The 12653-nt window shown below is 35.3% G+C and carries 17 protein-coding genes and 1 pseudogene; 12 read left to right on the top strand and 6 right to left on the bottom strand.

Going from position 1 to position 12653, the window contains the following annotated elements:
* Nucleotides 1–2: 2 nt before the first annotated feature.
* The 3 genes from BLV40_RS11750 to BLV40_RS11740 all read left to right on the top strand — a co-directional run bounded on the left by BLV40_RS11750 (nucleotide 3) and on the right by BLV40_RS11740 (nucleotide 2879).
* Nucleotides 3–944: an aminoglycoside phosphotransferase family protein gene (locus tag BLV40_RS11750; RefSeq protein WP_090690187.1), complete on the top strand. Its 942-nt coding sequence runs from the start codon at nucleotides 3–5 to the stop codon at nucleotides 942–944.
* Between the two features lie 14 nt (nucleotides 945–958).
* Nucleotides 959–1696 (top strand): metallophosphoesterase family protein, encoded by a 738-nt coding sequence (locus BLV40_RS11745; RefSeq protein ID WP_026592857.1) that lies wholly within the window; start codon nucleotides 959–961, stop codon nucleotides 1694–1696.
* A 301-nt stretch (nucleotides 1697–1997) separates the two neighbouring features.
* Nucleotides 1998–2879, top strand: a complete 882-nt coding sequence (locus BLV40_RS11740; protein ID WP_026592858.1) for a DMT family transporter — start codon at nucleotides 1998–2000, stop codon at nucleotides 2877–2879.
* 149 nt (nucleotides 2880–3028) lie between these two features.
* Here BLV40_RS11740 and BLV40_RS11735 read toward each other — a convergent pair whose 3' ends face one another.
* On the bottom strand, nucleotides 3029–4471 hold the full coding sequence (locus BLV40_RS11735; RefSeq protein ID WP_090690185.1) for a MocR-like pyridoxine biosynthesis transcription factor PdxR: 1443 nt from the start codon (nucleotides 4469–4471) through the stop codon (nucleotides 3029–3031).
* 127 nt (nucleotides 4472–4598) lie between these two features.
* On the opposite strand from BLV40_RS11735, the gene BLV40_RS11730 reads away from it, so the two are divergent.
* On the top strand, nucleotides 4599–5510 hold the full coding sequence (locus BLV40_RS11730) for a DMT family transporter (protein ID WP_090690182.1): 912 nt from the start codon (nucleotides 4599–4601) through the stop codon (nucleotides 5508–5510).
* Nucleotides 5511–5548: 38 nt separating this feature from the next.
* Here BLV40_RS11730 and BLV40_RS11725 read toward each other — a convergent pair whose 3' ends face one another.
* Nucleotides 5549–5995, bottom strand: coding sequence for an NUDIX hydrolase (locus BLV40_RS11725; protein ID WP_090690180.1), 447 nt, complete (start codon nucleotides 5993–5995; stop codon nucleotides 5549–5551).
* 402 nt (nucleotides 5996–6397) lie between these two features.
* Here BLV40_RS11725 and BLV40_RS11720 point away from each other — a divergent pair, with 402 nt between their 5' ends.
* From BLV40_RS11720 to BLV40_RS11710, 3 genes are read left to right on the top strand one after another with little or no spacing between them, the layout of a single operon-like run.
* Entirely contained in the window at nucleotides 6398–6604 is a 207-nt protein-coding gene (locus BLV40_RS11720) for a helix-turn-helix transcriptional regulator (protein ID WP_026592862.1), read from the top strand.
* Nucleotides 6605–6606: 2 nt separating this feature from the next.
* Nucleotides 6607–7041, top strand: coding sequence for a hypothetical protein (locus BLV40_RS11715; RefSeq protein WP_090690177.1), 435 nt, complete (start codon nucleotides 6607–6609; stop codon nucleotides 7039–7041).
* Nucleotides 7042–7069: 28 nt separating this feature from the next.
* Nucleotides 7070–7546 carry a small multi-drug export protein gene (locus BLV40_RS11710; protein WP_026592864.1) on the top strand — a complete coding sequence of 159 codons (477 nt, stop codon included), beginning with the start codon at nucleotides 7070–7072 and terminating at the stop codon, nucleotides 7544–7546.
* Nucleotides 7547–7812: 266 nt separating this feature from the next.
* On the opposite strand, the gene BLV40_RS11705 is transcribed toward BLV40_RS11710, so the two are convergent.
* The 4 genes and pseudogenes from BLV40_RS11705 to BLV40_RS11690 all read right to left on the bottom strand — a co-directional run bounded on the left by BLV40_RS11705 (nucleotide 7813) and on the right by BLV40_RS11690 (nucleotide 10257).
* Nucleotides 7813–8139: a hypothetical protein gene (locus tag BLV40_RS11705; RefSeq protein ID WP_090690174.1), complete on the bottom strand. Its 327-nt coding sequence runs from the start codon at nucleotides 8137–8139 to the stop codon at nucleotides 7813–7815.
* Between the two features lie 20 nt (nucleotides 8140–8159).
* The gene (locus BLV40_RS11700; RefSeq protein WP_280138898.1) at nucleotides 8160–8411 is read right to left on the bottom strand and encodes a deaminase domain-containing protein; all 252 of its coding nucleotides are present in this window, start codon (nucleotides 8409–8411) and stop codon (nucleotides 8160–8162) included.
* Between the two features lie 349 nt (nucleotides 8412–8760).
* A pseudogene (locus BLV40_RS11695) lies at nucleotides 8761–9057 on the bottom strand (ornithine cyclodeaminase family protein); the annotation flags it as partial.
* A 69-nt stretch (nucleotides 9058–9126) separates the two neighbouring features.
* Complete coding sequence (locus tag BLV40_RS11690; RefSeq protein WP_090690171.1) at nucleotides 9127–10257, bottom strand: site-specific integrase; 1131 nt, start codon at nucleotides 10255–10257, stop codon at nucleotides 9127–9129.
* A 211-nt stretch (nucleotides 10258–10468) separates the two neighbouring features.
* On the opposite strand from BLV40_RS11690, the gene BLV40_RS29305 reads away from it, so the two are divergent.
* From BLV40_RS29305 to BLV40_RS11670, 5 genes are all read left to right on the top strand, one after another.
* Nucleotides 10469–10699 (top strand): hypothetical protein, encoded by a 231-nt coding sequence (locus BLV40_RS29305; RefSeq protein WP_244525391.1) that lies wholly within the window; start codon nucleotides 10469–10471, stop codon nucleotides 10697–10699.
* Between the two features lie 488 nt (nucleotides 10700–11187).
* Nucleotides 11188–11439, top strand: a complete 252-nt coding sequence (locus BLV40_RS11680; protein WP_244525390.1) for a hypothetical protein — start codon at nucleotides 11188–11190, stop codon at nucleotides 11437–11439.
* A gap of 518 nt (nucleotides 11440–11957) precedes the next feature.
* The gene (gene fbpA / locus BLV40_RS11675; protein ID WP_090690169.1) at nucleotides 11958–12107 is read left to right on the top strand and encodes a Fur-regulated basic protein FbpA; all 150 of its coding nucleotides are present in this window, start codon (nucleotides 11958–11960) and stop codon (nucleotides 12105–12107) included.
* Nucleotides 12104–12268, top strand: coding sequence for a hypothetical protein (locus BLV40_RS28550; protein WP_170833645.1), 165 nt, complete (start codon nucleotides 12104–12106; stop codon nucleotides 12266–12268). The genes fbpA and BLV40_RS28550 overlap by 4 nt, the downstream gene beginning before the upstream one ends.
* A complete protein-coding gene (locus BLV40_RS11670) occupies nucleotides 12265–12651 on the top strand; it encodes a hypothetical protein (protein ID WP_090690166.1) in 387 nt (128 codons plus the stop codon). The genes BLV40_RS28550 and BLV40_RS11670 overlap by 4 nt, the downstream gene beginning before the upstream one ends.
* The last annotated feature ends 2 nt before the right edge of the window (nucleotides 12652–12653 follow it).

Here is a 12653-nt window from a genome sequence, read left to right as displayed (position 1 = left end):
ATATGAAAGAAGTGTTAATGGAATTAGAAAAACAATTAAATTGGCCTCGCGCAGTAAAGTGTACTGCTATTTCAAAAGGTTTTTCGCAAGATCAAAAGTATAAAATTGAATTAGCCAATCATGAACGCTATTTTATAAAAGTGTGTGATACTTCAACTTGTGAACGTAGGCTTGAAGAATATGAATATATGAGCCGTTTTGAATTATTAGGGCTGCCAATGCCTAAATTACTTCATTTCGTAAATCTTATTCCATTCAATCAATGTGTACAAGTATTTGAATGGGTTGAAGGAGACGACGGGAAAGATATACTTGGTAAATTGACTGAGAAAGAGCAATATTTAGCTGGAAAACGGGCGGGAGAAGTATTAAAAACAATTCATACAGTGAAGAAAAAGAAAGTAGAAGAATCTTGGAAAATGTTAAGGTATCATAAATATGAGAGATACTTGCAAGCATTAGAAGAATATGAGACGGATTTTATTGACATAAAACCAGTGTTAAGCTTTGTGGAAAATCATAAAAATTTATTACATGCTCGTCCTATCGTATTTTTACATGATGATTTTCATCCAGCGAATCTCATGCTTCATCATAAAGAATTTCGTGCTGTTATCGACTTTGCAAGATTTGATTTTGGAGATCCTATTCATGATTTTTACAAGATGCCTTTGTTTACAGTCGATATCAGTATACCGTTTGCGGTTGGACAAGTTCATGGGTATTGTGATGGTGAGCCATCACTTCATTTTTGGAAACTATATGCATTGTATGCAGCAATGATTTTTCCAGCGGATATTGTGTGGACAAATCGAATCACACCTAATTTGCTAGAAGAAATGAAAATGAGGTTAAGAAGGATTTTAGAAGAACATAATGGTTTTACATCCTATACCCCAAATTGGTATAAATCTTTTGATAAAAATATAATAAATATAGAATAATTGGAGGTATTCATATGGATAAAATAGCAGTTATTTCAGATATTCATGGTAATATTCCTGCGCTAGATGCAGTTCTTAAAGATATCAAATTAAGAGGGATAGAACGTATTATGTGCTTAGGTGATCTGGTAGGGAAAGGGCCACATTCTAGTGAAGCAATTGAGATTATTCGGAAAGAATGTGAACATGTTGTGATGGGAAACTGGGATGATTTTATAACAAAGCCTACTGAGTCTGAGACATTAGAGTGGCATCAAAAGCAATTATCAGAACAGCAGCGGAATTATTTAAGGGGATTGCCATTTTCAATTGAATTTATCATGAGTGGGAAACTAATTAGAATGTTCCATGCATCACCTAGAAGTCTATATGAAAGAGTTCAGCCCGGAGCTCCAATAGAACAGCGTGTTAGTTTATTTGAAAATAGTAATCTTACAGAAAACATTGAAGGTGAAAGGAAACCGGATGTCGTTTGCTACGGAGATATACATCAAGCTTATGTGCAAAATTTTCGTGGGAAAACGTTGTGTAATGCAGGAAGTGTGGGTAACCCGCTTGAGATTACACAAGCCTCTTATTTGATTTTTGAAGGTGTATATGGCCAAAAAGAGGCAGCAAGTTTTTCAATTCAACTTGTGCGAGTTCCTTATGATATAGAGCTTGCAATCCGATTGGCTAGGGAAGAAGAAATGCCTGAGATTGATGCGTACATACAAGAATTGACAACAGCTAAGTATCGGGGATTAAAGTGAAATTAGACAAAATATATTCGATACATTAATATACAGTTCTGTATACATACTTAAAAATATTAATAGGGAGGGATATTCTAAAACGATTATTTAGAATATTTTAAAAAGTCAGGATGGATGATAGGGAGAGTAATTATAGCTTCTAAATAGAAAGAATTAGAAATAGCAAAATCATTAGATGCAATGATTTTGCTCCTAATAGGCAGGGTTAAAATCATTAGGTTAGGTTGAAAGCTTATGTCAAGGTGATAGTTACTCTAATAAATGATGAAATATACTAAAAACTAACGAGGGAATAGGGATGAAAATACAATTAAAGGCGGATTTAATGTTACTATTGGTTACATTTTTTTGGGGGGCATCCATCTTACTTACAAAAGTTGGCCTTAATTACATGCAGGAATATAATTTAATCGCATTACGTTTTATTATTGCTTTTCTTTTGTCAGGTATAGTGTTTTATAAGCATTTAATCAAAATTGATTTTAGAACTATTAAATATGCTTGTCTATTAGCTGCTATCTTATTTATAGTTTATATTTTTGCGACTTTTGGTACAAAGTATACATCGGTTTCTAATGCTGGTTTTTTAATGAGTCTTACAGTGATATTTATTCCAGTATTATCATCTATCTTTTTAAAACAAAGGCCTGATAAAAAAGTTATGTTGGGAGTTGTTTTCACAATAGTAGGGATAGGGTTATTAACGTTAAATAGCCAATTAAAAATAGGTTATGGCGATATATTATGTATTTTATGTGCTCTATTTTATGCAGTCCATATCATCATTACTGGAACAATAACGAAGCAGGTTAATTCAATTAGCCTTGGAGTTTTACAACTGGGCTTTGTCGGTCTATTTAGTATTATTTTCTCAATGTTTATGGAAAATCCTAAACTTCCTAGTACTGTTGAATCATGGTTTTCAATTTTAGTATTAAGTATATTCTGTACAGGAATGGCTTTTATTGTTCAAATCATTGCACAGCAATATACGAGTCCTACACATACAGGTCTTATTTTTTCATTAGAACCTGTTTTTTCAGCAGGTTTTGCTTTCTTTTTCACAGGTGAAACTCTCACAGCTAAAGGTTATTTAGGTGCAACTCTTATATTATTAAGTGTAGTAATCGCTGAACTAGATTTTAAAAGTTTATTAAAAACAAATTCTAAAAAAGTATAGGATAGATGTTTTTTAGAATACGTTCAAGTTGAGAATATTCATTTATATCATTTTGATTATAGTAACAAAAAGGTGTTTTCGCGTCTAGAAAGCACCTTTTTAGTCTAAAGTATTTTTTTATGAAGCATCCATACTGAATACGTTGTTTTTTATTTTTGGCAACACTTGATAGCGGCATGTAAACGAGAAATTCCATCCTCTATTTGATTGGTATTTACTTTCCCATATGATAAACGAACATATCCGTCTTTGGCACCAAAAATACTGCCAGGCATAAATGCTACTTGTTGTTTTAAACTTTGTATAATAAGCTGTTTTTCGTTAATAGGCTCCTTTAAATTTCCCCATATGTAAATCCCACCACTTGGAATTGAAAAAGAAATTTTATCTTGAAGATAGTAGTTTAAGGAATCGACAAGGGTATCTCTTTTTTGTACGAGCTGTCTTCGTAATTGTTCCATATGCGTATCAAAAGGAACGGTCTCAAAAAATTGTTGCATGAGCCACTGAGGGAAAATGCTAAGTCCTAATTCCATTTGATGCCGTGCATCTGCTAATCTTTCCACTACTGATTGCGGAGCAACAAGCCACCCAACGCGAAGGCCGGGTGCGATCATTTTTGATAGTGAATGGACATAAATGACGGTGCCATTTTCATCAATTGATTTTAATGTTGGACAAGGTTTTTTATTTTCTAACGTTAGTAAACTAGATGGATCATCTTCAACAATTGGGATACGTAAGTCTGCACATAAAGATAAAAGTTTTTTTCTCCGATTTGGATGAAGCATTGTTCCTGTTGGGTTCTGGAAATTTGGATTTAAAAAAATCATTTTAATCCGGTGCTTTCGATATAGCTCATGCACATCTTCCGGATTCACTCCATATTCATCAACAGGTAACGGGAAAATACGAATCCCAGCTGATTGAAAGAGAGGTAATGAATAACAATGAGATGGGCTTTCAAATGCGACCGCATCACCGGGATTTAATAAACATTGCACAATGAGATGAAGTGCTTGTTGGGCCCCAGATGTAATCATAATTGATTGTTCTGTTGCATCAATTTTTAGATAATCTCTCATATATTTCGCTGCTGCTTGTCTTAATGGTAGATAGCCTTGTGGATGATCATAGCTAAGTGATTGCGTTAAAGGCTGCTCACGTAATATACTTTGTAACTGTTCATGGGGAAACAAGTTACAACCAAGTTCTCCATTCGCGAAATCAATGATATTTTCATTTTGCTGGACTTGTTCTCGAATATGTCGAAGTAGGGGTAAATTAGGTAAAAAAGTACCACCTTCTACGAATCCTCTCCAGTTTGGTGTTAGTGTTGGAGAAACGCCCCACATATGTGTACTTACACGTGTACCTCTTCCAGTTGTGCTGTCCACAATTCCCATAGCACGCAGTTCATTATAAGCAGTTGTAACAGTACTTCGGTTTACATTTAGTTGGATTGCTAATTTTCGTTCCGAAGGGAGAAAGCTACCAGGAGGAAGCTCTCCATACATAATACGTCTTTCAATAAAATCAACAACTTGTTGATAAATTGGGATCTTGCTGTCGGTATCTAACTTCCACTCCATTTATAACGTCCCCTTATTCTTTATCTAGTTTCATTATAACAAATTGGCTGGGTGAAAAAACAGCCAATTGGACGGTGTGATATCCAGCCAATTTTACTATGCTAGGGTAGTGGAAGGGGAGATTCAAATGAAACGATGGCAAATGGAATGGCTCCTAATAGCTGTTGCTTTAGTATGGGGAGCAAATTATACAATTGGCAAATATGGAGTGGCTTATATGTCATCCATTCAATTTAATAGCTTACGATTTTTAATAGCATCTCCAGTATTATTATTGATTACATTTTTTATGGAAAGATCGTTACGTATTGAGAAGAAAGATTGGTTAAGGTTACTAGTCGTGGGGATAGTTGGTACTACACTTTATCAAACATTATTTATGTTATCTGTAAAATATACATCAGCAACAAATGCGTCACTATTAATTGCGATGTCACCTATATTTACAGGGATTTTAGCAGTGTTGCACAAACAAGAACGTTTTTCGATGAAAATTCAGATCGGTTCCTTATTATCATTTAGTGGGGCAGCGCTTGTTTTATTAACAGGGCATACGAATCAATCTACATATGAGTATGCTTGGATTGGAAATCTAATTGGATTAGTTGCTGCGATTGCTTGGGGATGGTATCCAATTCTTGCACAACCACTTATTACAAAATATTCGGCAATGCGAGTAACATCTTGGTCTACATTAATTGGAATCGTACCGCTCGTTATATATTGTTTATTCAATATCAATACATTATCATGGCCAACAGATACATTAAGCTGGGGATCATTAGGTTATTCGATTGTATTTGCAACAGTCTTTGGACTAGCGATGTGGTACGTTGGTATTAGTAAAATTGGTTCAACAAAAGTAATGGTATATATGTATCTCGTGCCATTGTTTGCAGTGATTTTCGCTGCAGTAACAATTGGAGAAAGAATGAATATGATGCAATTGTTCGGCGGATTCGTTATATTTATCGGCTTGTACGTAGTGAAAAAAGGAACGGTAAAAAAGCCAGCTTTCGATTTGAAAAAAGTGAGTTAATGATAAAAACGTCCTCTTTCTGTAGAAATGGGACGTTTTTATTTTATGAATGATAAGGCTTGTTGCACAGCCCACTGCTGATGTTCGTGTATAAGTAAATTTTGTGCTTGATAAGGAGAAAGCCAATGTAAAATATGATCCTGTTCAGAAATAGTATTTTCTGTTTTTAACTTTTTACAAATGTAAAAATATCCATTGTTTAAATAGTATGTATTTTCATTTTCAGCATAAAAATATCGCTCAGCATTGCCAATATAGTGCTGAATTTCAATATCCCATCCTAGCTCTTCTACAAGTTCACGACGTAAACATAATTCTTTTGTTTCGCCTTGCTCCTTGCCACCCCCAGGTAAAAAATATCGAGTTCCTTTTTTGATAATTGCTATTTTCGTATAATGGCTATTGAAGATAACAGCATAGCAACTAGGACGTAATATATAGTTTTGGTTCTCCTTTGTATAACCAAAAGTAGGCTTTCGCTCCATATAGAAATCCCCCATTACATAATAAATATATATTGTAAAAAATATCCTAATTAAAAGGCGTTATAGTAAGTATAAATGGCATATATAGGAGAGAGCAACAGGTATGTACAATCGAAAGTGTTCACGTTGTAAAGAGGTTACCGGAACAGCGTATAGTGGCAAAAAAATTCAAGATCTAGTAGTAAAGCCCACCTTTTTGGAAATGAACCAATGGTAATGAGGTTCCAATCAAAATGTTTCATTCCTTTTGTACGTAAGCATACTTTAAAAGCTATATAAACAAAACAACGCCATTTTATAGATGGTGTTTTAGAGCAATTATTTATTGCAAAATGCAAACGATCATTTACATTTTATTGTCAATCATTTACAATGGTGGTAGAAAATGAAGAAAGGGAAATTGTGATGCTTGAAAACAGAGTTAGAGAATTACGGGCACGATTTAGGTGGACTCAGCAAGATTTGGCCGATGCAGTTGGAGTGACAAGGCAGACAATCGGATTAATTGAAAAAGGTGATTATTCTCCATCTGTCACTATGGCGTTAAAAATAGCTGCTGCGTTTCAGGTTACTGTAGAAGATGTTTTTTATTTAAATGGAGAGGAATGATTATGATGAAACATATTTTAAAATCTCCGCTTCTAGGCGCGAGTTTATTTGTATTAATCATTGCATTTTTACTGTTTTCTCTTATGAACACACAGGTCGTTCTGGCTAGATGGTGTTTTGGGATTTTGGTAATGTTTACTTTTTTGTGGTTCATTCTTACAAAGTATTATAATCGAAAGAATTCTGATGATAGGATTAGACTATTTGGATTTACACCGTCCGAATTTCGTGAAATAGATGAAGGTCAACAATGGGTAACCTATAAGGCTTGCAGGAATGTGTATATTTACTATAGCTTTGCACTTCCAGTAACGGCGGGAATTTGCTTCCTCTTTTCTCATCATATTCTTGTTCCATTAATGTGTATTGGTGTACTGGGTGTAGGGCAATACATTGTCTATTGGTTAACTACCATTCGGGTTTTAAATCGTATTTAATCTGAACGAAAAAGGAGGGGGAACAGGTATGGTGGAGTGGGCTCAAAATGCAGGTGAATTATGGCAATATTTAGTTGTATTTTTATTAGCTTTTGCACCATGGATGGATGTGTCAATCGTTGTACCACTCGGTATTGCATGGGGATTACAACCATTTGCAGTAGGACTTATGGCGTTTGCAGGGAATCTTATCTTGGTTCTATTACTAGGCTTTTTCTTTAAGCAGTATGCAAAATGGCAAGCAGCAAGAAAGTTAAAAAAAGGTATAACAACACCTTCTAAAAAAGAAACCAGATCAAGACGAATATGGGAACGATATGGTATTCCAGGTTTGGCTCTGCTAGCTCCAATTCTCGTAGGAACTGATATTGCAGCCGTATTAGCTTTAACATTTGGATCTAATCGGACACACGTCATAAGTTGGATGACGATTAGTCTAGCTGTATGGACAGTCATTTTTGTAGTAGCTTCGATGTATGGATTTAGCTTGTTAAATATTATTTAGGATAATATAAAAATTTTATGTAATGTACATCTTTTCGCTTTCGTACAGAAGTGACTTTTACGGTGCTTTTTCCGCATAAAACATTCGTGTACATAGTCGTAATAATAATTGGAGAAATCCATGTTTAAAAAACGCCTCCTTATCGTAAATGTCTAATCGTCAATACATGCTATTCGTTGAGTAAAAAGTACGTTTGGACATTACGTAAAAGGGGATGTTTTTATGTTTAAACTATAATTATACAGATTTAAAGAATTATAATACTTTTATAAGTGTTGTTTCAACTTATCAACATCATTCGTAAACTCATTAATCTCATCTTTTAACTCTGTTCGATAAATCTCCATATTTTTGTTGTCCAGTAACTCATTTAAACGAGTTTTTATAAAATCAATATTTGTATTTTTTTCAATAAGTAACAATGCAAAGTTAACATAAATACAACATTCCTCTGTTTCAGTATATTCATCTGAGGATTCATGATCATGTAGTAATGCATAAAAAGTATCTCTTATTTCATATTTTGTCCCAATATGAAGGCTGTCATATGTATCAATAACTGCTTCCTTTATTTCATCGTATCTTAAATCCACTTTCTCTCCTCCAAATTTCGTTATTTTGTATATATATTAAGCTGAATGTTAGGATATTCTTTCCTAAATTCTAAAATAATATTACTATGACTTTGGCAAGCATCGAGTTCTGTATATAAATCTATTTTCCAAAAAATATTTGGATACTTAATTTGAGAAGCTATATCTTCTAGTATTTTTGCCTCTGTATCATAAAATCTATCAAATTTAGCAGTATCCAGTTTAGAGGCATATGGCTCCTGATTTTTAAAAATACGTTCTGGCCTATGTATTTGTATTACTCTGCAAACATACCGCTAAATTCCGCTGATAATAACAAGAATACTACGATTTTTATATCATGGATAATGTAATTGGATTAACAGGGGCTATATCATAGCATACTGCGTAAAGATAAAAAGAGAGTACTTAACAGTTACTGTATATTCAAAAACAATATGCTAGTAAAATTAATGGGAATAGCGGAAATGGAAAAACAAAAGGTGACTTGTGGTGACCAAAATAAATGAGCGTAATTATATACGCTCATTTACATTGTTATATTCACTATAAACGTTGGAATATCGTACTTGTGACGGATATTTATAAATGTTACGTTATGCTGGCGAGTCACTTTTTGAATCACTTTACAAACAACTTTTCCGCATATTTTTGATAAATCGAACTAGCCACTACTGTATCCAAGAAGGCAACCCCAACAGATTTAAATAAAGTAATTTCATCAGAGTTTGTCCGGCCTTGTTTATGCCCTAAAATAATATCCCCAAGTTCACTATATATATTTGAAAAGTTCCATTCATTTTTTTCGCTCGCAATCAAGAAATCTCCTGCTTCGTGCTGAACACCTTCTAATGTATCTACAATAATTTTATCACTGCGCTGTAATGTAGTGAAATCGAGTTCTTGCATATGAGGTTGATCTGCATGAGTATACGTGAATTCACGTAAATGTGGCGCGGTCACTTTATGCGGTCACTTTAACGGTCACTAACTTACGATGACTTTAGCGAGTTCTTCAGCTACAGACTTTTGTATGTCAGGTATGACGTGAATATACGTATTAAGGGTCGTCGGTATATCCGTGTGTCCTAACCTATCCGCAATTAATTTTACGTTTACATTCCGTTGTATAAGAATTGTTGCATGAGTATGCCACAGGTTATGGAATCGGATAGAAGGGAGACCAAGTTTGTCCGATAAATGATGAAACGTAATACGTAAATTACGTGGAAGAACTGGTTTACCTTCCTGGGTACATACGACCAAATCGAAATCTTGATATTTAGCCCCAACAAGTAATCGCTCAAGCTCGATCCTGTGTTTACGCTCTTTCAACTCATCAATTAGGTTAGGCGGAACATGAATAGATCGAATACTTGAAGCGTTTTTAGCACCTATTTTAATCTTAGCAGTCCGAGTTACGGTTTGGCGTACGTAAATAATGCCGTTTTCGAAATCGATATCTTGCCAACGTAGTCCTAATATTTCGCCTTGACGCATACCGGTTTGGAGAGCGATTGAAAAAGCGATAAAATGACGCGTTAAAGAATTAAGTTTTTTAGACTCTTGTAAAAAGAAATTTACTTCTTCGACTGTCCACACTTTAATCTCTTTTTTAGGTAACTTTGGAAGAGTAATTCCTATCGTTGGATTCTCTTTAATCAGTTTGAATGTCTTCGCTTTTTTCAATGAAGCACTTACAATACGAAACACTAAATGTACCGTGTAATTTAAATAACGCTTTTCTGATACGAGAGTATTTACGAAGTTTTGTAGTAATATGGGCGTCATTTGCTGTAAGTCTAAATACCCTAACCGCGGTTGTATTATATTCTTGTAATAACCGAAGTTCATTTCGTAAGTTGACTCTTGTATACTAAACTTTCTTTCTTCGAACCATTGGTTCATATAGGTTTCATATGTCATTTTTGATGTGCTAATAAATTCATTATTTAAAACTTCTGCTTTTAGCTTTATCATCTCTTCTTCCGCTTCACGTTTTGAAGAAAATCCCCTACGCCTAATTTGCCTACGCTTACCAGTCAAAGAATCATTCGAAATGTTAAAAACGAAATCCCACTTACCAGTTTGCTTATTTTGTTTAATACTACCATTCATAATCTTATGACCTCCATTTGTAAGTCACAAGATGCAGTATTTATCGTTTATATGTAAATTTTACCGCTAAGGTCACTAAATGTATAGGGGTGGAAAAAGTAGAAAAACGTAAATTTATTATTTTTTTTCTAAAAAAGTGCGCGAGGTTCCAAAGTGATGCGTCAAACGATTTGTAAGGAGTTCACAAGGCATTACACGGAGGTGGAAACGGGTGAGCACAATAAGCGAAAAGAGCAACTTAGTATCAATCGAAGCCCAAACGGAATATTCAATTACGAGCGGAAAGCGAGAGACACGTATCTTTCTAAAGATGTATGTCGACGCAGTACACTCCGGTTTAATAGCGGACTTAGGTCCGGAAAGATGGACGACTCTTTGCGTACTAGCGTCATTCATGGACGAAGATGGCGAATGTTACCCAACGCAAGACAATGATTGCTAAACGACTCAATATAAGCCGTGAGAGCGCCAATAGACGCAGCAAAAAGCTATGCGAGTATCGATGGGATGGAAAGCCATTAGTCGTTAAGGAAAGACGTAGACACGAGCGTACGCAACAATGGGAGAATACGGTTTATACGATTCTACCGATTAGCCAGCTGACGATATTCGGAAATGAGCCGGAAGCTATTAGTCTATGTGACGCGTAACCACATATGGCGACTTCCACACATGGTTGTAGTTCACACTAACAAGAACTAACTCTTAACAAGAACTATCTTTTAACAAGAAAAAGATTAAGAGACCAAACCTTGAAGTCTATTTCTAACGAAATAGACTTCCATCATTAGTATATTCGGCGGTAATTACTTATATAAAAGAACTCCGCTAATAGATGATTGGATACGATGAATGAAGTGAAATCGTCAGGTTTTAAAAGTAGTAACGGTTTATATAAATAAAACGAATTAATAAACGGAGGTGTTTACGATGAGAGATGTAACGAAACGATTACAACGCATCTTAACGGAACTAGAATCACTAGAGTCCGATATGCAACAAACGAATCAACGTAAGTCACAAACAGATTTAGCGCAGCAAGCTATCTTACACACTATCGAAATTGAGGCGTTTACTACAGCACGTGGCAATCACTTGTCGAAAGAACTGAAACGTATTCGTAAAGACGACGTAAGGCAAAGGATGATCAAGCGGTATTACAGTCGGTTATGCACACGTTAAAAGGCGTTAAATAGAAAGTCGAGTGCAGTATCGGTAGTGTAACCGGAGTAATTGAACGTCAACAAGAACGACAGGTAACAAAAGGCTACTGACGTATAGACTAATGTAAATTTTACGGTCAAATACGTAGACAAAATTCTAGAAATCTACGAATGGATTAATTACAAGGTGTTATCGATAGGATAGGTGGTAACTAACGCAGATATAAGGTAACGGTCAGAAAAAAAGACCTAAGAATATAGGTCAAAAGAAAAGGTGTATCCATATATTAACATTCTTGTCGGTCGAAGGCTATATGTATCGTATTGAGAAAATTCATAACGATACATGTCGAAAACGTAGAAAAAAGAACCTCTGTAGCGACAGAGATTCAAAAGGGATGGAGTAAATGTGTCTTTTGGGAAGACGTCTCGAGTAATGTCCGCTCGATAATTAAATGATAACACGAATTTTCTGGAATTATTAGCGGTAAATGTACCCAACAGAGGTAGGTAAAGGAGGCCGAATAAACAAACGAAATGCAATTAAACGATCCATTACTGAAAGAAATCTACATCGAGGCACTAATCCGTCGTAACGTTTTCAAAACGGAAGACGGACGGGATTTATGGCAGGCGTTTAATGAGGAATTACATGCGCAATTATTTGACGAGGAGAGAACAGAATGAACAAGGTAATCTTAACGGAAAATGAGTTAATGATAGCGGCTAGTCGTTATGCAATAGAGCAAAAAGGTTTTCGATTATCGATGGACCATTACGTGCAAGTGAGCTTAAGAAAGATAGATGGGGAATTTATCGCAATTATATCGAAGGGTGAACGAAAATGACCCGAATATCAACGAAAGATTTCCGCAACCTACCAATCGAAAAGTGGAACGTTACAACATTCCGTGAGTACTTAAAGCACGTACATGGGGAGCGTTATGAAATCCCGTATGTCACTCGTAGCTATGCGATGGAAGGACGAATGCTCAAAGCGTTCATCGCCGAGCATAAGCCGGAAGCAACAAAGCGATTCATTGACGTATGTTTTGCCGACTATAAGCCGACGCGGGAGTATCCCGGATTAAACTTTGCGTTTATGTATTCGTATATGCGATCCAGGTTGTTGCCGCGGATACTCGATGAGTTACGTAAGAGAGATGAGCAACATTGTAGACAACGGGTACATATAGAAGTAAGCACGGAAGAAATTATCGATTATTTATAAAC

Source organism: Bacillus sp. 166amftsu (genome assembly GCF_900107445.1).
GTDB lineage: Bacteria > Bacillota > Bacilli > Bacillales > Bacillaceae_G > Bacillus_A > Bacillus_A arachidis.
This window is presented reverse-complemented; position numbering and strand designations above follow the sequence as displayed.